Below are 18,494 nucleotides of genomic sequence, written 5' to 3' on the forward strand. Positions count from 1 at the left end.
GAACCGGTATCCACTTCGCTCGAAAACGCTCTGCACACGCGGCATCATGCCGCGTGTGCTTTTCCAGGGATGGTCGTCTCGCCGTGCTGCGTCAGCGGCTTCATCCCGGTGAGGCTGCGCAGCAGCACGTAGAACACCGGCGTCAGGAACAGGCCGAACACCGTGACGCCGATCATGCCGGAGAACACCGCAACGCCCATCGCGCGCCGCATCTCCGAGCCCGCGCCGGTCGACAGCACCAGCGGCAGCACGCCCATGATGAAGGCCATCGACGTCATCAGGATCGGTCGCAGCCTTAAGCGACTCGCCTCAATCGCGGCACGGATCGGTGACCGCCCGGCGAATTCGAGCTCGCGCGCGAATTCGACGATCAGGATGGCGTTCTTGGCCGACAATCCGACCAGCACGATCAGGCCGATCTGGGTGAAGACGTTGTTGTCGCCCTTCGACAGCCAGACCCCGAACATCGCGGCCAAGAGCCCCATCGGCACGATCATGATGATCGAGAGCGGCAGCGCCAGGCTCTCATAGAGCGCGGCGAGCACCAGGAACACCAGGAGGATCGCCAGCGGAAACACCCAGATTCCGGAGTTGCCGGCGATGAACTCCTGATAGGTCAGGTCGGTCCATTCGAAAGCGAATCCGGGCGGCAGCACTTCGGCCGCGATCCGCGTCGCCGCCTCCTGGGCCTGGCCGGAGGAATAGCCCGGCGCGGCAGCCGCGTTGATGTCCGACGACAGGAAGCCGTTGTAGCGGATCGCGCGTTCCGGACCCGCGCTCTGGCGGACCTTCAGCAACGCCGACAGCGGCACCATGTCGCCCGACGACGAGCGCACCTTCAACTGCCTGATGTCGTCGGCACGCGCGCGGAACGGCGCGTCGGCCTGCACATAGACCGAGTAGGTGCGGCCGAATTTGTTGAAGTCGTTCACATAGTAGGAGCCGAGATAGATCTGCAGCGTGTTGAAGACCTCCGTGACGGGCACGCCGAGTTGCAACGCCTTGGTACGGTCGATATCGGCGAACAGCTGCGGCACGTTGACCTGGAAGCTCGAGAACACGCCGGCAATCTCCGGCGCCTTCTGCATCGCCGCCATGAACGCCTTGGTCGCGTCGTTCAGCGCTTCATAGCCGAGGCCGGCGCGGTCCTCGATCTGCAGCTTGAAGCCGCCGATGGTGCCGAGGCCGTTGACCGGCGGCGGCGGGAACATGGCGATGAAGGCGTCCTGGATGCCGGCATATTTCTTGTTGAGCGCCGCCGCGATCGCCGGACCGCTGAGCGAGGGATCCTTGCGCTCGTCGAACGGCTTCAAGGTCGAGAACACGATGCCGGCGTTGGAGGAGTTGGTGAAGCCGGAGATCGACAGGCCGGGGAACGCCACCGAGCTTTCGACGCCGGGCTGGGTCAGCGCGATGTCGCTCATCTTGCGGATCACTTCCTCGGTGCGGTCGAGCGTCGCGCCATCGGGCAGGCGGGCAAAGCCGACCAGATACTGCTTGTCCTGGCCCGGCACGAATCCGCTCGGCACCTGCTTGAACAGAACGCCGGTCAGGCCGATCAGCAGCACATAGAGGCCGATCACCACGGCCTTGCCGTAGATCACCTTGGTGACGGTGCGGCCGTAGTTCTCGGAGGACTTGGTGAAGACCTTGTTGAAGCCGCGGAAGAACCAGCCAAGCGACCTTTCCATGATCCGGGTCAGCCAGTCCTTCGGCTCGTGATGTCCCTTCAGCAGCAGAGCCGACAGCGCCGGCGACAGCGTCAACGAATTGATCGCTGATATCACGGTCGAGATCGCAATCGTCAGCGCGAACTGCTTGTAGAACTGTCCGGTGAGGCCGGAGATGAAGGCGAGCGGCACGAACACCGCGATCAGGACCAGCGCGATCGCGATGATCGGGCCGGACACTTCGCGCATCGCCTGGTTGGTGGCATCGCGCGGCGACAGGCCGGATTCGATGTTGCGCTCGACGTTCTCCACCACGACGATGGCATCGTCGACCACGATGCCGATCGCCAGCACCAGGCCGAACAGGCTGAGCGCGTTGATTGAGAAGCCGAACACATGCATCACCGCGAAGGTGCCGACGATCGACACCGGGACCGCGATCAGCGGAATGATCGAGGCACGCCAGGTCTGCAGGAACAGGATCACCACCAGCACGACAAGCGCGATCGCCTCGAGCAGCGTATGGATGACAGCCTCGATCGACGAACGCACGAATTGCGTCGGATCGTAGACGATCTGGTAGGATACGCCTTCCGGCATGTTCTTCTTGATCTCGGCCATCGTGGCGCGGACATGGTCGGAGATCTCCAGCGCATTCGACCCCGGCGCCTGGAAGATCGGGATCGCGACCGCCTGCTTGTTGTCAAGCAGCGAGCGCAGGCCGTATTCGGAGGCGCCGAGCTCGACCCGCGCGACGTCGCGCAGCCGCACCACCTCGCCAGCCGAACCTGTCTTCACCACGATGTCGCCGAACTGCTCCTCGGTCGAGAGCCGTCCCTCGGCGTTGACGGAGAGCTGGAGGTCGATGCCCTTGACGCTGGGCGAGGAGCCGACCACGCCGGCGGCAGCCTCGACGTTCTGGGCCTGGATCGCGCGTACGACGTCGCTCGCGGTCAGCGAATGCTCGGCGGCTTTCTGCGGATCGACCCAGACCCGCATCGAATAGTCGCCGGCGCCATAGAGCTGGACGTCGCCGACGCCGTCGATCCGCGCCAGCCGGTCCTTGACGTTGAGTACCGCGTAGTTGCGCAGATACGTCATGTCATAGCGGTTGTTCGGCGACAGCAGATGCACGACCATGGTGAGGTCGGGCGAGCTCTTCTTGGTGATGATGCCGAGCTGGCGCACCACAGCCGGCAGGCGCGGCTCGGCCTGCTGCACGCGATTCTGCACCAGTTGGGTCGCCTTGTCGGGGTCGGTGCCGAGCCGGAACGTCACCGTCAGCGTCATCGCGCCGTCGGTGGTCGCCTGGCTCGACATGTAGAGCATGCCTTCGACGCCGTTGATCTGCTCCTCGATCGGGGTCGCGACCGTCTCGGCGATCACCTTCGGATTGGCGCCGGGATAGGTCGCGCGCACCACGACCGACGGCGGCACCACGTCGGGATATTCCGAGATCGGCATCGCCAGCAGCGAGATCAGCCCGGCCAGGAAGATCAGGATCGAAAGCACGCCGGCGAAGATCGGCCGGTCGATGAAGAATTTTGAGAGATTCATGGCTCCGCCCCCGCGTGCAGCGCCTAGCGCTGCACGACGTGCTGGTTGGTTTCAGTGGATGCCTGCTGCATGCCGCGCGCGCCCATCTCGGCGACTTCCATCTTCAGGAGTGCGCCGGGACGCACGCGCTGCAGGCCGTTGACGACGATGCGGTCGCCGGATTTCAGGCCGGCGGAGACGATCCGCAGGCCATCGACCGAGCCGCCAAGCGTGATGGAGCGATAGACCGCGCGGCTGTCGTCGCCGACCAGCATGACGAACTTCTTGTCCTGGTCGGTGCCGACGGCGCGCTCGTCGATCAGCACCAGCGTCTGCTGCTTGGGCTGGCCCATGCGCACACGGGCGAATTGCCCCGGGATCAATCGCCCATCATCGTTCTTGAACACGGCGCGGACGCGGATAGTGCCGCTCTGCCCGTTGACCTGGTTGTCGATCAGCTGGATGTGCCCCTTGGCGCTGAGGCCGCCCGACGTCACCATGTCGACCGGAATCTGGTCGAGATTGCCGCGCTTGCCGGAGGCGTCCGCGATCGAGTTCAACGCGCGCAGCACCACTTCCTCGTCGGCATCGAAGCTCGCATAGATCGGATTGACCGAGACCAGCGAGGTCAGGACCGGTGACGAGGTGCCGGCGGCGACGAGATTGCCGACGGTGACCTCGATCCTGCCGACCCGGCCGTCGACCGGCGCCCGCACCTCGGTGTAGTCGAGATTGAGTTTGGCCGTCTGCAGCGCGGCCTCGGCGGCCTTGACGTTGGCGACTGCCTCGCGATTGGCATTGTCGCGCTGGTCGAAATCGCGCCTGGTCACGATGTTGTTGCCAACCAGCTGCGCGCCGCGCTCGACTTCGCTCGTGGTGAACACGACGCGGGCCTTGGCGGCCTCGAGCTGCGCCTGGGCGCGATCGACCTCGGCGGCGTAGGGCGCGGGGTCGATCTTGAACAGGATGTCGCCGGACTTCACCAGCGCGCCCTCGGTGAAGTTGGTCGAAAGGATCGCGCCCGCCACCCGCGGCCGGAGCTGAACCCGGTCGACGGCTTCGAGCCGGCCCGAGAAGTCATCGAACAGCGTGGTCGGCCGCGGCTGGATCACGGCAACGGTGACCGGGACCGCCGGCTCGGGAGCCGCGGCAGTCGCGGTCGCCTGTGCGGCATGAAAATAGTGGCCGGTCGCGATCGAACCGGCCACCGCGACGGCGCCAAGGATCACGATACCGCCGACGACACGTCGGAAGCGGCCGGAACGGGGATTTTGGATTGACGAGGGCATTCACGCGCTCCCAGATATCTGTAGTGTTCGATACAGATGTGGAGCTGGACGCCGGTTCGCAAGATACTTATGTATCAAGCACTATGAATTTCTTATCTCATTCATGGGGAAATGGGAAGTCGCGGAAAAACATCACGTGCAACAAGAGGATAAGCCAGGGACAATCCGTCATAGAAACGGCACCCGGCTTACGGAGCAACAAAAAATGGGAATGGGACGCCCCCGCGCTTTCGACGCGGACGCCGCTTTGGACCAGGCCATGGATGTGTTCTGGCGCCATGGTTACGAGGGCGCGACGATCGCGCAGCTCACCGAGGCGATGAATATCAATCCGCCGAGCCTCTACGCCGCCTTTGGCAGCAAGGAGGGTCTGCTGAAGGCCGCGCTCGACCGCTACACCGAGAAGCGCGACGCCTGGATGGAAAAGGTTTTGGGCGCCGCCACCGCCCGAGAGGTGGCCGAACGATTTCTGATGGAGCACGCGGACGCCCAGACCGATCCCGCCAACCCGCCCGGCTGCCTGCTGGTCCAGGGCGGCCTTGCCTGCGGCACCGGCTCGGAGAATGTTCCATTTGAACTGGCAGCGCGCCGCACCCGAACGGAGGACCAATTGCACGAGCGTTTTGTCCGCGCGAAGGCCGAACGCGACCTGGGCGAAAGCGCCGATCCGGCCACCCTTGCCCGCTATCTCTCCGCGGTGACATCAGGCATGTGCGTGATGGCTTCCTCGGGCGCCGACCGCAACGCGCTGCGCGAGATTGCAGCGGTGTCGCTGAAGGCGTTTGATGAGCAGGCGAAGGGTTAAAGCGGTTGAAGGGGTAGAGCGGTTCACGTCAAGCGCCTGCGGCCCCAACGACGTTGGGAGTGACCGGCGATGAAGCATTGGACCGGCTGGCTGCCGGGTCTCACCACGCTGCGTCGATATCAAGCGGCGTGGCTCCCACACGACATCGTCGCCGGGCTGGTGCTCGCGACCATGCTGGTCCCGGTCGGCATCGCCTATGCGGAGGCGTCCGGCCTGCCCGGCATCTACGGGCTCTATGCGACGATCATCCCGCTGCTCGTGTACGCGCTGTTCGGGCCGAGCCGCATCCTTGTCCTTGGGCCGGACTCGGCGCTTGCGGCCATCATCCTCGGCGTCGTCGCTCCGCTGTCTGGCGGCGATCCGATGCGTGCGGCAACCCTGGCCGCCATGATGGCGGTCGTCTCCGGGACGATATGCATCGTCGCGGGTATCGCGCGGCTGGGATTCCTGACCGAGCTTCTCTCCAAGCCGATCCGCTACGGCTACATGAACGGCATTGCCCTGACCGTGCTGATCAGCCAGCTGCCAAAGCTGTTCGGCTTTTCCATTGAAGGCGATGGACCTCTGCGCAGCCTCTGGGCGGTCATCGGAGCAATCGTCGACGGAAAGACGAATTGGGCGACCCTCGGGATCGGCCTTGCGACGCTGGCGGTGATCCTGCTGCTAGCCCGGAACAAGCGGTTGCCCGGCATTCTCATTGCCGTCGTCGCCGCGACGGTCGTCACCGGGGTTCTCGATCTCGGGGCCCGCTTCGGCGTGACGGTCCTGGGTTCGCTTCCCCAGGGCTTGCCGGGATTTGCCATTCCCCGGATCGGCTATGGCGACATCGTGCAGGTGCTGATCGGCGGCTGCGCCGTCGCGCTGGTGTCGTTCGCCGATACCAGCGTCCTGTCGCGCGCCTATGCAGGACGATTGGGCGATCGCGTTGATCCCAACCAGGAGATGGTGGGGCTCGGCGCGGCCAATCTGGCGGCCGGCTTCTTTCAGGGTTTTCCGATCAGCAGCAGCGGATCGCGAACGCCCGTTGCGGAAGCTGCCGGAGCGCGCACGCAATTGACCAGCGTCATCGGCGCGCTGGCCATCGCCTTCCTGCTGCTGATAGCGCCGAATTTGCTGCAGCACTTGCCCAACGCAGCATTGGCGGCCGTCGTCATCGCCGCTGCGCTCGGCCTGTTTGAGATCGGCGACCTCAGGCGAATCTACCGCATTCAGCAGTGGGAGTTTTGGCTATCGATGGTCTGCTTTGTCGGCGTGGCCGTGCTGGGCGTGATCCCCGGAATAGGCCTCGCCATCGTGCTCGCGATCGTCGAATTCCTGTGGGACGGCTGGCGGCCGCATTCCGCCGTGCTGGGCCGCGCCTCCGGCGTGAAGGGCTATCACGACATCACGCGATACCCGGACGCGCGCCAGATCCCCGGCTTGGTGCTGTTCCGGTGGGATGCGCCGCTGTTCTTTGCCAATGCCGAGTTCTTCAAGGAACGCGCGCTGGATGCCGTGGCGAAATCCCCGACGCCGGTGCGCTGGCTGGTGGTCACGGCCGAGCCGGTCACCAGCGTGGACGTGACCGCCGGCGACATTCTCGCCGAGCTCGACGAGGCATTGCATGCACAGAAGATCGAGCTGTGCTTTGCCGAGCTCAAGGATCCCGTCAAGGACAAGCTGAAGAAATTCGGCCTGCTGGCGCAACTTGGCGAAAACAACTTCTTCCCGACCATCGGCGTCGCCGTTGCGCGCTACCTCGAGATCAATGCTGACGTGACCTGGGAGGACTGGGAAGACCGCGCCGCCGAGGCCTAAAGCGCGATGGGTTCAATCGTCAGCGCGCTATAGCGCTTTTGTTTGAGCATGATCTCCGCGCAAACGCTTCGCGTTTGTCGCAGGGAAAACCGCTTCGCACTTTTCCGGATCATGCTTCCCAGCCGTCCGGGCGCATCACCACATCGTCTGTCGCGCGCGCTCCGGCCATTCCCGATCGTATTTTTCGCCGCCGACCGTGTGCTCGCTCATCTCGGCGAGGATCTGGCCCGGCGTCGGCAAGACCTTCGGATCGACCCGCTTGTCCGGATTCCAGAGATCGGAGCGCACGATCGCGCGCGCACACTGGAAATAGATCTCCTCCACATGCATCACGATCACCGTGCGCGGTGCCTTGCCTTCCATCATGAAGGAGGCGAGAAGCTCCGGCTCGGCCGTGACATAGGCGCGGCCGTTGACGCGCAGCGTGCTGCCCGAACCGGGAATCAGGAACAGCAAGCCGACGCGGGGATCGCGAACGATGTTGCGCAGCGAATCGCAGCGATTGTTGCCGCGGCGATCCGGCATCATCAGCGTCTTCGCATCATGGATGCGCACGAAGCCCGGCAGGTCGCCGCGCGGCGAGCAATCGAGCCCTTCGGGACCTGCGGTCGCAAGCGACACGAACGGCGACTTCTCGATGAGCACACGATAGAGCGGCGTCACGTGATCGGCGACCTTCACGGTCGACGCGTCGTTCGGGAAGCCGTAGATCGCCTCAAGCTGCTCGACCGTTTCGATCACCGACATTCGTGCCGTTCTCCTATGGTTGCTAGTCGTCCCAGCGTTCGCCCTTGATGATGCGGACAAGCTGTCGCGCATGATAGTCGGCGGTGCCGGAATTGACGATGGTGAAATCGGGCGTCGACGTGCTCTCGTCGACGGTGCGGGCCAGCCGCCGCTCGAGAAGGCCGTCGCTGCTGCGCGCCCGCATCGCGAGCCGCGCGGCCAGCACATCCGGCGGCGCCGTGACCAGCACCACGACAGCATTGGCATAGTTGCGGCGCGCCGCGGCGATCACGGTGCGCGAGACGTTCGCGATCACGGTGCGCCCGGCGCCGATATCGTCGTTGATCGACCGCGACAGCGCGTAGCGATGGCCGTGCGCTTCCCAGTGCATGGCGTAGTCGCCGGCGGCTACCGCGCGCTGGAAGCTCTCCGCGCTGACCTCCTCATTGTCCTCCGACGCCGAGGCCTGGCGGGTGATCAGCCGGCGCGGAAACACGACATCGCGATCATCGCCACAGGCCGCCTTGGCGAACCCCAGCAGCGTATCCTTGCCGGCGCCGCTCGGGCCGACCACCAGGATCAGCCGGCCGGGACCGATTCCGGCGCGCCGATCGGCGACGACGGATGCATCGGTCATGCGACCCTCCCTCCCTCGCGCCAGACGCTGCGCACGACAGGCAGATCGCGCGCAACGTGCACGCGGATCAGGTCGGCGCGCCGGCCGACCGCAATCTCGCCGCGGTCGGTGAGCCCGACCGCTTCGGCCGGCGTCTTGGTCACGGTGCGCACGGCGGAAGCGAGATCGATCGCCGGCACATGCCGCGGCAGCTGCAGCGCCGCCATCAAAAGGCTGGACGGGATGTAGTCCGACGACAGGATATCGAGCATGCCCTCATTGGCGAGATCGACGGCCGCGATGTTGCCGGAGTGCGAGCCGCCGCGCACCACATTCGGCGCGCCCATCAGGATGTCGATGCCGGCGGCGTGCAAGCCTCGCGCGGCTTCCATCGTGGTCGGGAACTCTGCCACCGCGACCTTGTCGTTGACGGCGTCGACCACGTTCTCATCCGTGGTGTCGTCATGGCTCGCCAGCGGGATCCGGTATTCATGCGCCAGCGCGACGATCGCGCGGGTGTTCGCCACCGCATATTCCTTCTGATAGGCGAAGCGCCGTGCGAACAGCACGTCGAGCTGGGCGTCGGTCATGCCGCCGCCCTTGCCGCGATAGTAGTCGCGCAGCTTGACCTCGTCGCGGAACTGGCGCTGGCCCGGCGTGTGGTCCATCAGCGACATCAGCCGCACGTCCGGCCGGTCGATCAGCTCCTTGGCCTCGGCGACCACGTCCGGCATCGGGACCTCGCAGCGCAGATGTAGGAAGTGATCGGCGCGCAGCAGATTCTCCTCGCGCGCCGCCGCGATCGCCGCCGCCAGCACGCCGGCGCGGCCGTCGACATCCTCGGCGCCGTCCTCGCGCCAGACCCGCAGCGAATCCAGCACCGTGGTGATGCCTGAGGTCGCGAGCTGCCCGTCATAGGAGATCACGGCCGCGACCGGATTCCAGAACACCTTCGGCCGCGGCACATAGTGCATCTCGAGATGGTCGGTGTGCAGCTCGATCAGCCCGGGCATCAGGAGATCGCCGCCGGCATCCTCGGCGGCCTCGGGCGCCCTGCCCTCGTCGAACTCGGCGATCTTGCCATCAGCAATCGCGACCCAGCCCTGCTCGATCACGCGATCGGCGAGGACCAGCCGGGCGTTGCCGATGATGGTGTCTTGCTTGGCGGTCATTTCAAACGGTCCTTCAGGCAGCAGCCGCGAACGAGGTCACATCGACGATGCGGTCGGCAATCAGATGACGGATTTCGTCGTCATGGACAATGGCGACCATCGCGACGCCCTTGGTTTTCTTCTCCGCGATCAGCTCGACCACCACGGCGCGATTCGCCGCATCGAGCGAAGCGGTCGGCTCGTCCAGCAGCAGGATCGGCAGGTCCGAGATGAAGCCGCGCGCGATGTTGACGCGCTGCTGCTCGCCGCCGGAGAAGGTCGAGGGCGGCAAGGTCCACAGCCGCTCCGGAATGTTGAGCCGGCGCAGCAGCTGGCCGGCGCGCGCGCGGGCCTCCTCGCGCGCCACGCCGTTGACGATCAAAGGCTCGGCGACGACGTCGATCGTCGCCACCCGCGGCACGGCGCGCAGGAACTGGCTGACATAGCCGATGGTCGAGCGGCGGATGCTCAGCACCTGGCGCGGCTCGGCGGTGGCAAGGTCGACAACCATGCCGTGATGGCGGATGCCGATCCGGCCGCTGTCGCAGCGATAGTTGCCGAAGATCATCTTCAGGATGGAGGATTTGCCGGCGCCCGACGGGCCCGACAGCACCACGCACTCACCCGGATCGGCGTGGAACGAGACGCCGCGCACCACCGGCAGTTCGACGCCGCCCTGCAGATGCATGGTGAAGGTCTTCTCGGCGTTGGCAAGTTCGATCATCGCGGTCATTGGCACGCTCATGGCGGAAGAATCGAGGAAACGAGCAGCTGCGTATAGGGCTCACGCGGATCGTCGAGCACCTGGTCGGTGAGGCCGGTCTCGATGACGCGACCGCCCTTCATCACCATCACGCGATGCGAAAGCAACCGCGCCACGGCGAGATCGTGGGTCACGACGATCGCGGCGAGCCCGAGCTCGCTGACGAGGTTGCGCATCAGGTCGAGCAGGCGGGCCTGCACCGAGACGTCGAGGCCGCCGGTCGGCTCGTCCATGAACACCAGCCGCGGCTCGGTGACGAGGTTGCGGGCGATCTGCAGCCGCTGCCGCATGCCGCCGGAATAGGTCTTCGGCGCATCGTCGATGCGGCCGGTATCGATCTCGACCCGCTCCAGCCAGGTCGACGCGGTGTCACGGATGCGGCCGTAATGATTCCAGCCGACCGCCATCAGCCGCTCGCCGACATTGGCGCCGGCCGAGACGCCCATGCGCAGCCCCTGCGCCGGGTCCTGGTGCACGAAGCCCCAGTCGGTGCGGAACAGGAAGCGCCGCTCGGCCTCGCCGAGTTCAGCGAGATCGCGCAGCACGCCGTCGCGCATCCGGTAGCACACCCGGCCCGCGCTCGGCGCGAGCTGCGCCGAGAGCAGCTGCAGCAGCGTCGACTTGCCCGAGCCGGACTCGCCGACGATCGCCAGCACCTCGCCGGGATAGAGCGCGAACGAGACGTCGCGGCAGGCGGCAAGCCGGCCGTAATTCTTGGCAAGCCCCTCGGCCACCAGCAACGGCTCGTCGTTGTCGAGGCTCGAGAGCTCAGACATGCGCCTTCTCCTTGTGCGGCGCTGCGCTCTCGGTGCCGTGATGGCCGGCGGCCTGGCGTTGCTCGCAGAAGTCCGTGTCGGAGCAGACGAACATCCGCCCGCCCTTGTCGTCGGTGACGATCTCGTCGAGATAGGAATTGTCGGCGCCGCACAGCGCGCAGGGCGCGTTGAAGCGGTAGCGCGTGAACGGGTGATCCTCGAAGTCCAGCGACACCACGGTGGTGTAGGGCGGGATCGCGTAGATGCGCTTCTCGCGGCCGGCGCCGAACAGTTGCAGCGCCGCGCAATTGTCCATCTTCGGATTGTCGAATTTCGGCGTCGGCGACGGGTCCATCACGTAGCGTGCGTTCACCTTCACCGGATAGGCGTAGGCGGTCGCGATATGGCCGAAGCGCGCGATGTCCTCGTAGAGCTTGACGTGCATCAGCCCGTATTCGGCGAGCGCGTGCATGCGCCGCGTCTCGGTCTCGCGCGGCTCGAGGAAGCGCAGCGGCTCGGGGATCGGCACCTGATAGACCAGCACCTGTCCGGCATGCAGCGACGCCTCGGGAATGCGGTGCCGGGTCTGGATCACGGTCGCGTCCGTGGTCGAGGTCGTGGTCGCGACACCCGCGGTCTTGCCGAAGAATTTGCGGATCGAGATCGCGTTGGTGGTGTCGTCCGAGCCCTGGTCGATCACCTTCAGCACGTCGTCGGGACCGAGGATCGCGGCGGTCACCTGCACGCCGCCGGTGCCCCAGCCATAGGGCATCGGCATCTCGCGGCTCGCAAACGGCACCTGATAGCCGGGGATCGCGATCGCCTTGAGGATCGCGCGGCGGATCATCCGCTTGGTCTGCTCGTCGAGATAGGCGAAATTGTACGTCGGCGCGTTCATTCCGCGGCCTCCTGCATTTCCACGGCCTCGTTGGCTTCCGCGAACCCCTGCCGCAGCTTGCGCAACAGGCCGAGCTCGGACTGGAAGTCGACATAGTGCGGCAGCTTGAGATGCTCGACAAAGCCGGTCGACTGGACATTGTCGGAGTGCGACATCACGAACTCCTCGTCCTGCGCCGGCGCCGCCGCCTCCTCGCCGAGCTCGCGCGCACGCAGCGCGCGATCGACCAGCGCCATCGACATGGTCTTGCGTTCGCTCTGCCCGAAGGCGAGGCCATAGCCGCGGGTGAAGCACGGCGCCTCAGTCGTCGAGCCCTTGAACTGGTTGACCATCTGACACTCGGTCAATTCGATCGAGCCCAGCGGCACGGCAAAGCCCGCGTCCTCGGCGAAGAACTCGACCTCGACCTCGCCGAAGCGGATCTCGCCGGCGAACGGGTGATTGCGACCGTAGCCGCGCTGCGTCGAGTAGCCGAGCGCGAGCAGGAAGCCCTCATCGCCGCGCGCCAGGTTCTGCAGCCGCAAATCGCGATCGGCCGGAAAGCTCAACGGCTCGCGCGTGAGGTCGCCGACCGGCGTGTCGCAATCTGCCTGCGGCGAGGATTCGATCAGACCGTCACGGCCGAGAATGTCGGTCACCCGCGGCGTGGCGGCCTGCGAGGCCTCCGCGGTCGCCGGCTGCTCCGGCACAAAGCCTTCCGCGAGCTGCGGATCGAGCAGGCGATGGGTGTAGTCGAAGGTCGGCCCCAGGATCTGGCCGCCCGGAACGTCCTTGAAGGTCGAGGAGATCCGCCGCCGCACCTGCATCTCGCCGGTGTTGACCGGCTCGGTGGCGCCAAAGCGCGGCAGCGTGGCGCGGAAGGCGCGGACCAGGAAGATCGCCTCGATCATGTCGCCGCGCGCCTGCTTGATCGCGAGCGCCGCGAGCTCGCGGTCGTAGAGCGAACCTTCGGTCATCACGCGATCAACGCCGAGCGCGAGTTGCTCGGAAATCTGTGCCAGCGTCACCTCGGGCACCTCGCGGTCGCCGCGCCGCTCATGCGCGAGCAGACGATGGGCGTTCTCGATGGCGCGCTCGCCTCCCTTGACGGCTACATACATCGCTCACACTCCGCTTGCGATCAGCCGCGTGGTGCGCGGGATCGCCACAATGGCATCGTCATGGACCAGCACGACATCGATGCCGCGCGGGAACAGGGCTTCGTTGATCGCAAGCCGCTGGAACAGGTCGCGCGGCTTGAGCATCGCCTGCAGCACGGCGCTCCCGTCGATACCGGGCCCTTTCAGCTCGAAGGCCGGCCCCTGCGACAGGCTGTCGACCTGCAGGATCAGCGTGGTCGACCGGTCAGGATATTCGCTGCTGCCGAATGCGAAGCGATCGAGCGCCGGCAGGCTCGCGGCATCGCCGATCAAAGCGAAGCTCGCGATCGAGGAATCGGCCACCACCGGCGCGCTGGCGTGAAACTTCAGCCAGCGGGCGACGTCCGGCGTCGCCGACATCGCAGCGTCAAGCCAGATCGGCGTGTCGTGATCGAACAGCGTCAGCGCGATCGCGGCCGAGCCGCGCATCATGCCGGCGGGCGTTCCGACGCTCGCGGCGACGCGCTGCACGCTGCCCGGGCGCGCCATCGCATCCATCACGGAACGGAAAGTCGACTGCGCCGACAGCACCTTGTCGGCAAAGCCCGCGGGCATTTCGGCAATCGTCGTCATTGCATCATCCCTCACCGCGCACCATCGTGTAGAAATCGACCCGCGTCGCCGCGGTTTCCGCCGCCTTGCGGCCGCGTTCGGCGTTCATGGCGACGCGCAGCGGCGCGATCACCTTGGCCTCCACCTCGCCGGACAGTTCCGCCGACTGCACCATTGCATCGCACAGCGCGATCATCTGCGCCTTCCGCGCGTCGCGGCCGAGCGTGTAGCCGAAGCCGACCTCGCCGGTCGCAAGCCGCACCGCCGCGCGCGACACCGTCGCCTCGCCGAGATTGAATGGCGCACCGTCGCCGCCGATCCGCCCGCGCAGCATCACAAGGCCGTTTTCCGGCTCGCGCAGGTTCTCATGCGCGGGCACCGCGATCGCGGCCAGCCTGCCTGCGATGTCCGTAGCGGCGGCGTGCGCCAGCACCGTCATCGCGGCCTTGCGCTGGGCCTGTTTGCTGTTTGGTCCGGTCGAACTCATGGTCGAACTCATGGGCAAACCTTTGGGCAACCTTGCTTGCATCAAGTTGTCTATGATACTAGACAACTTGATAGCGGAGCGCCATGACTGTTTCGTGACAAACCAAAGATTTCTGGTATCACCGCGCCATGAGCATGCAGGAAAGTTCCGGCGTCGCCTTGTGGCGGCAGGTCGCCGACGGCATCGAGCGCGGCATCGCTGACGGCCGCTTCGCCGCCGGCGAAAAGCTGCCCGGCGAGATGGAGATCGCCGAGACGTACCGGGTCAACCGGCACACCGTGCGGCGGGCACTCGCCGCATTGGCCGAGCGCGGCCTGGTGCGCGCGGAGCGCGGCAGCGGCACCTATGTCGAAGCCCAGCGCCTCGCCTATCCCTTGCGCTCACGCACGCGGTTCTCCGAGATCGTCGGCGCCGGCGGTCACGAGCCGCGCGGCCAGCTGATCGATGCGAGCAGCGATACCGCCAATCGCGAGATCGCGCGCGAGCTCGGCCTGAAGATCGGTGCGCCGCTGATCCGGATCGAAGCGGTGCGGCTCGCCGACCGGACGCCGATCTGCGTTTCCACCACCTGGCTGTCGGCCGAGCGGTTTCCCGATGCCGGCAGCGTGTTCGCCAACGTCCGCTCGATGACGAAGCTGCTCGGGCATTACGGCGTCAAGGACTACCACCGCGCCTCGACCCGGATCACCGCGGCGATCGTCGATGCGACCGACGCCGCGCGACTCGACCTGCCGCTGGGACGGCCGGTGCTGGTGGTCGACGCCACCGACGTCGACATGCTGGACCAGCCGCTGGTGACCAAGCGCTCGCGCTTCGCCGCCGAGCGCGTGGAGTTTCTGGTCGAGAACGGCTGACAATCCCCTTTGTAATCCGAACTAAACGGTCGAGCCCTGCAAGGCCCGATGTCTTGTTACACACGCCCACCACGGCCAGTATGAACGTTGGTCGTCGTCAGGTGCCCGATATTGCCTCGCTGCGCAACCACGGCTCATCCATGAGCCGATCGAGCACCCCCCAGGTAAAAGCGCGGTACGATCCACTGCCCTCCAGCGCGAGATCGACCAGCACGGTATCGCGCACTTGGCCCGCGCGTGTTTGCGGCTCCTTCAAGGACATGGCGGGGCTCCGACTGGCGTGCGGCCACGTCGCGGCCGGCGAACGATAGACAAAGCAGCCATCAGCTCCTGCCGGGAAGCGGTTGCGGGAGTGGTTGCGGACGCTCGATTCCTGGCCGCCCAGGTCTCGGAGGCCGAGTGACCGGGCGGTGGCCTGGCCGTCGCCATCCGTGCCATCCCGCCGGACCACCCCAACCCATGCCGCGCCTTGAACCAAAACCACACCGATACCAACCGCCGCCGCGCCATCCCCTGCTGTACCAACAGTAGCGGTGGCCCCTCCAGGTGAATTGGACAGTTTCCGCGAGACGAAGCTCGTCGGCGGCCTGGCGCAGACCCAGCGGCGCAATGAGGCCGGCCTGCGAACGACCGCTGGTCGCCGTGATCGCCACCGAAGCAATCCCAAGTGCTAGGCCCCATAGAAACAATTTGCGCATGATTTTCTCCCGGCTCCTGGCTGCGCGGAAGGGAAGCGACCGCGGAGCCGAACGCCGCAGCCAACCTCATCGCTGGCGATCCGCCCAAGGACCGATGCTGTTGCGCACTGATCCCCACGCAAGTCCGCAGCGTATTAGGCCGCCACAAGATCGGCGACTAGGCAGCCTTGGCCTGGGTTGCGGCTGCGAGCGCGTCGCGAAGGTGCTGCTCCTTCTTTTCATCGAGCGAGGTCGTCAGGACGATCCCTCCGGCATCCTTGATCGCATTGAGAACCTTGTCTGAGGTCATGGACTTGATCAGCAGGAACAGAACGGCATCTCCCGATTTCACCTTCGACGCGAGATCCTTCATGAACTGGTCTCTGATCCCGAAATCGGTCAGCGCACCGCTCAAAGCGCCTGCGCCGGCTCCGAGCGCCACGCCGAGAAGGGGATTCAGGAATACCATCCCCAAGAGCAGTCCCCAGAAGCTGCCACTGGCGGCGCCGGTCATGGTGGTGTTCACGAGCTGATTGAGCTTTACAGCGTCCCCGGTTTTGACTGCGATCACGGCATCGCTGATCGTGATCAGGTACTCGCTCTGAAGCTTGAGTATTTTTTGCCGAACTTCCTCTGCTTTGACTTCGGATGGGTACACGATCGCAACGAGATCTGACATTGAACACTCCCTGATGGCTCGAAGTGCTGCCCCTATTCCGCGCGTGATGCACGGCCGAAACTTAGCACAGACCCGAAAGTCTCTTGCCGCGCAATCATGCACGCAGCTTCACAATCCCGAGATGTTTTTAGCGCTCGGTGCAATTGAGTAAGCGACATTGTCGCATGTGTCTCGAACAAGGACTCGCCGCAAGCCTGTGTGCCGCGCCCTTCTGAGTTCGACCCGTGCGACCAAAAAGCCGTCGCGGGATCGGCCGGATGACAAATCCTCATCCCGTGCTGACTTCAGGGCGCCGCTGCTTTAGGTTGATTGGTTCAATTGTCGGTGCACTGCGAAGAGAGCACGCATCTCGACGGCGATCTCGGTCCTCGGTGGAGTTGGTTTGTTCCTGCTTGGCATGAGCGTCATGACCGCCGGCCTCAAGGGACTCGCCGGATCCAAATTGCGGACAGTCCTGAGCAAGGCAGCAGCGAGCCCGCTATCCGGGGCGCTGTGGGGCGCCATCGTGACCTTGATCGTGCAATCGTCCAGCGCCACGACGATGACCACCATCGGTCTGGTAAGCGCGGGCGTGCTGACCTTTCCACAAGGGCTGGCCCTGGTGTTCGGTGCGAACGTCGGAACCACGGGAACCGGCTGGCTCGTTGCGCTGATCGGCGTTCGCGTCTCCCTCACGGCCGCGGCGCTCCCGATGATTTTCGTCGGCGCATTGATCAAGCTGTTGGGCGGTGGCCGTGTATCCGCAGCGGGAGCAGCCCTTGCGGGGTTCGCGCTGGTGCTGTTCGCGCTGACGACCCTGCAGCAGGGCATGGGAGGACTAGCCGAACGGTTGCACCCGGCGGACTTGCCGGCCGTTCTCGGCGCCACCTGGTGGGCCGGCTTGTGCGGGGTGCTGGCGCTGGCCGTCGTCGGACTGGTGATGACCGCCGTGATGCAATCGTCGACCGCGGCTATCGCGGTGACGCTCTCGGCACACTATGCTGGAGCCATCGGCCTAGACCAGGCATGCGCACTGATCATTGGGCAGAACATCGGAACGGCGACCAGTTCCGCCATGGCGGCAATCGGCGCGAGCAGCACCGCCAAGCGATTGGCCTTGGCGTACATCCTGTTCAAGCTGATTGCGGCGGCTATTGCGCTGGTGCTCTTCCCCGTGACCATTCCCCTTCTGGTCCGCGCCTCAGACAGCATTGGTGGTGTAACGCTGCTTGCAGCTTATCACACCGCCTACAACGTCATCGGCGTCCTGGTGCTGCTGCCTGTGATCAATGGCTTTACCCGGTTCGTCGAGCGCATCCTGCCCGAACGAGGCTCACCGCTGACCAGGTGCCTCGATCCGGCAGCGCTCGCGACCCCGATCGCAACCGTCGAGGCAGTGCGACGCACGGTCGCGCGCGCGCTTGAAGCGATGTGCGGATCATTGGCGACAGCACTGTCAGCAGCGAGTCAGGACGCCTCCGTCCCGGCGAGACAGAACACAGTGCCAGCGGGGGAAGCTGCCTCTGCCCTGCGCCAGGCGCAGGAGTTCATGTCAGAAGTAAGTGGACCTCCTGAATCGCAGAATGAGCAGCGGCGGCTCACCAGCACGGTACATGCACTTGACCACGCGTCTCGCCTGGCCGAAACCTTCGGCGAGGAAATCGAACTCGGTCGGCTCCCCAGCGGCTCCCAGGACATGCGCGCGGTGGAACTCTGCGTGGAGGCCATGCGTAGCGCGGCATCGCTCGCCGCTGAAGTCGCCGTCGTGCCCGACGCTTCCGATTCCGCCAGAAAGATCAAGCCGAGAACTGCGCCGACGCGGTCGCTCCACCCAGAAAAGGCACTCGCCACAGCCAGGACATCGACCGAGCAGGCCCTTGCGCATCTGGAACACTGCGCGAAAGCACTCGGCGAAGTGCGGAGAGACCACCGCAAGGCCACGCTCGACTCAGTGGCGAATGGAACGACGATCGCGGACGACGCAATCGCTCGCGTCGATACCGTACGGCGCCTTGAAACGCTCACGCATCACGCCTGGCGCTCCGTCGCGCATCTTCACGATCGCAGCGCATAGTGCGGTACAAAACTCGAGGCCCCCCGCAAGAGCAGGGCGAGGCAGGG

At 65.5% G+C, this 18,494-nt stretch carries 16 protein-coding genes and 1 pseudogene; 4 read left to right on the forward strand and 13 right to left on the reverse strand.

The features are described 5' to 3' along the window. Nucleotides 1–44: 44 nt before the first annotated feature. Both ACVMIH_RS18960 and ACVMIH_RS18965 read right to left on the reverse strand, forming a co-directional pair. Nucleotides 45–3,227, reverse strand: a complete 3,183-nt coding sequence (locus tag ACVMIH_RS18960; RefSeq protein WP_057015430.1) for an efflux RND transporter permease subunit — start codon at nucleotides 3,225–3,227, stop codon at nucleotides 45–47. Between the two features lie 23 nt (nucleotides 3,228–3,250). After that, nucleotides 3,251–4,495 (reverse strand): efflux RND transporter periplasmic adaptor subunit, encoded by a 1,245-nt coding sequence (locus ACVMIH_RS18965; RefSeq protein WP_456862940.1) that lies wholly within the window; start codon nucleotides 4,493–4,495, stop codon nucleotides 3,251–3,253. Between the two features lie 205 nt (nucleotides 4,496–4,700). Between ACVMIH_RS18965 and ACVMIH_RS18970 the strand changes: the two genes are divergently transcribed. Together ACVMIH_RS18970 and ACVMIH_RS18975 are read left to right on the forward strand one after the other, a co-directional pair. After that, a complete protein-coding gene (locus ACVMIH_RS18970) occupies nucleotides 4,701–5,300 on the forward strand; it encodes a TetR/AcrR family transcriptional regulator (protein ID WP_028339538.1) in 600 nt (199 codons plus the stop codon). A gap of 69 nt (nucleotides 5,301–5,369) precedes the next feature. Next, on the forward strand, nucleotides 5,370–7,097 hold the full coding sequence (locus ACVMIH_RS18975; RefSeq protein WP_057015433.1) for a SulP family inorganic anion transporter: 1,728 nt from the start codon (nucleotides 5,370–5,372) through the stop codon (nucleotides 7,095–7,097). Nucleotides 7,098–7,232: 135 nt separating this feature from the next. Here the strand turns inward: ACVMIH_RS18975 and ACVMIH_RS18980 are convergent, their stop codons facing one another. From ACVMIH_RS18980 to phnG, 9 genes are read right to left on the reverse strand one after another with little or no spacing between them, the layout of a single operon-like run. Further along, nucleotides 7,233–7,844: a pyridoxamine 5'-phosphate oxidase family protein gene (locus ACVMIH_RS18980; protein ID WP_057015434.1), complete on the reverse strand. Its 612-nt coding sequence runs from the start codon at nucleotides 7,842–7,844 to the stop codon at nucleotides 7,233–7,235. Between the two features lie 22 nt (nucleotides 7,845–7,866). Then, nucleotides 7,867–8,460, reverse strand: a complete 594-nt coding sequence (gene phnN, locus ACVMIH_RS18985) for a phosphonate metabolism protein/1,5-bisphosphokinase (PRPP-forming) PhnN (protein WP_253624191.1) — start codon at nucleotides 8,458–8,460, stop codon at nucleotides 7,867–7,869. After that, on the reverse strand, nucleotides 8,457–9,611 hold the full coding sequence (locus tag ACVMIH_RS18990) for an alpha-D-ribose 1-methylphosphonate 5-triphosphate diphosphatase (protein ID WP_076829001.1): 1,155 nt from the start codon (nucleotides 9,609–9,611) through the stop codon (nucleotides 8,457–8,459). The genes phnN and ACVMIH_RS18990 overlap by 4 nt, the downstream gene beginning before the upstream one ends. 13 nt (nucleotides 9,612–9,624) lie before the next feature. Then, entirely contained in the window at nucleotides 9,625–10,323 is a 699-nt protein-coding gene (gene phnL / locus ACVMIH_RS18995; protein WP_057015437.1) for a phosphonate C-P lyase system protein PhnL, read from the reverse strand. 8 nt (nucleotides 10,324–10,331) lie between these two features. Then, the gene (gene phnK, locus ACVMIH_RS19000) at nucleotides 10,332–11,129 is read right to left on the reverse strand and encodes a phosphonate C-P lyase system protein PhnK (RefSeq protein WP_028339544.1); all 798 of its coding nucleotides are present in this window, start codon (nucleotides 11,127–11,129) and stop codon (nucleotides 10,332–10,334) included. Continuing rightward, the gene (locus tag ACVMIH_RS19005; protein WP_016846424.1) at nucleotides 11,122–12,006 is read right to left on the reverse strand and encodes an alpha-D-ribose 1-methylphosphonate 5-phosphate C-P-lyase PhnJ; all 885 of its coding nucleotides are present in this window, start codon (nucleotides 12,004–12,006) and stop codon (nucleotides 11,122–11,124) included. The genes phnK and ACVMIH_RS19005 overlap by 8 nt, the downstream gene beginning before the upstream one ends. Continuing rightward, nucleotides 12,003–13,106 carry a carbon-phosphorus lyase complex subunit PhnI gene (locus tag ACVMIH_RS19010; RefSeq protein ID WP_456862943.1) on the reverse strand — a complete coding sequence of 368 codons (1,104 nt, stop codon included), beginning with the start codon at nucleotides 13,104–13,106 and terminating at the stop codon, nucleotides 12,003–12,005. The genes ACVMIH_RS19005 and ACVMIH_RS19010 overlap by 4 nt, the downstream gene beginning before the upstream one ends. 3 nt (nucleotides 13,107–13,109) lie before the next feature. Further along, complete coding sequence (gene phnH / locus ACVMIH_RS19015; RefSeq protein WP_456862945.1) at nucleotides 13,110–13,718, reverse strand: phosphonate C-P lyase system protein PhnH; 609 nt, start codon at nucleotides 13,716–13,718, stop codon at nucleotides 13,110–13,112. A 4-nt stretch (nucleotides 13,719–13,722) separates the two neighbouring features. Continuing rightward, nucleotides 13,723–14,184: a phosphonate C-P lyase system protein PhnG gene (gene phnG, locus ACVMIH_RS19020; protein WP_141341820.1), complete on the reverse strand. Its 462-nt coding sequence runs from the start codon at nucleotides 14,182–14,184 to the stop codon at nucleotides 13,723–13,725. Between the two features lie 128 nt (nucleotides 14,185–14,312). On the opposite strand from phnG, the gene phnF reads away from it, so the two are divergent. Continuing rightward, complete coding sequence (phnF, locus tag ACVMIH_RS19025) at nucleotides 14,313–15,038, forward strand: phosphonate metabolism transcriptional regulator PhnF (protein ID WP_028334541.1); 726 nt, start codon at nucleotides 14,313–14,315, stop codon at nucleotides 15,036–15,038. A 100-nt stretch (nucleotides 15,039–15,138) separates the two neighbouring features. Here the strand turns inward: phnF and ACVMIH_RS19030 are convergent. Both ACVMIH_RS19030 and ACVMIH_RS19035 read right to left on the reverse strand, forming a co-directional pair. Further along, a pseudogene (locus tag ACVMIH_RS19030) lies at nucleotides 15,139–15,328 on the reverse strand (patatin-like phospholipase family protein); the annotation flags it as partial. 565 nt (nucleotides 15,329–15,893) lie between these two features. Then, nucleotides 15,894–16,394 (reverse strand): DUF1269 domain-containing protein, encoded by a 501-nt coding sequence (locus ACVMIH_RS19035; protein ID WP_076829007.1) that lies wholly within the window; start codon nucleotides 16,392–16,394, stop codon nucleotides 15,894–15,896. Nucleotides 16,395–16,740: 346 nt separating this feature from the next. Here ACVMIH_RS19035 and ACVMIH_RS19040 point away from each other — a divergent pair, with 346 nt between their 5' ends. After that, nucleotides 16,741–18,447, forward strand: coding sequence for a Na/Pi cotransporter family protein (locus tag ACVMIH_RS19040; RefSeq protein WP_456866514.1), 1,707 nt, complete (start codon nucleotides 16,741–16,743; stop codon nucleotides 18,445–18,447). Nucleotides 18,448–18,494: the final 47 nt, after the last annotated feature.

The sequence above is a fragment of the Bradyrhizobium sp. USDA 4503 genome, assembly GCF_054055815.1.